1 pseudogene is annotated in these 463 nt (G+C 57.5%); it reads left to right on the top strand.

Going from position 1 to position 463, the window contains the following annotated elements:
- Window positions 1-106: 106 nt before the first annotated feature.
- Window positions 107-463, top strand: a pseudogene (locus GJA_RS25570) (acyl-CoA dehydrogenase family protein); the annotation flags it as partial.

Here is a 463-nt window from a genome sequence, read left to right as displayed (position 1 = left end):
CGGTGATGAATGTTAATACACGCCGAGAATAGGCTAGGTAAATTATCAACGCTGTTCTAGCATCGATTGCATGACCTAAACAACCTCTCAAAGAAGGGAGCTGCTCATGGATTTCGCCTATTCGCCCAAGGTTCAGGAACTGCGTGAACGCGTCACTGCGTTCATGGACGCTTACGTTTACCCGGCCGAGCCGGTGTTCGAACGCCAGGTCAGCGAAGGCGACCGCTGGCAGCCCACCGCAATCATGGAAGAGCTGAAGGCCAAGGCTAAAGCCGAAGGCCTGTGGAACCTGTTCCTGCCGGAATCCGAGCTGGGCGCCGGCCTGACCAACCTTGAATACGCGCCGCTGGCTGAAATCATGGGCCGTTCGCTGTTGGGCCCGGAGCCGTTCAACTGCTCCGCCCCCGACACCGGCAACATGGAAGTGCTGGTGCGCTACGCCAACGAAGAACAGAAACAACGC

Source organism: Janthinobacterium agaricidamnosum NBRC 102515 = DSM 9628, assembly GCF_000723165.1.
GTDB lineage: Bacteria > Pseudomonadota > Gammaproteobacteria > Burkholderiales > Burkholderiaceae_D > Janthinobacterium > Janthinobacterium agaricidamnosum.
This window is presented reverse-complemented; position numbering and strand designations above follow the sequence as displayed.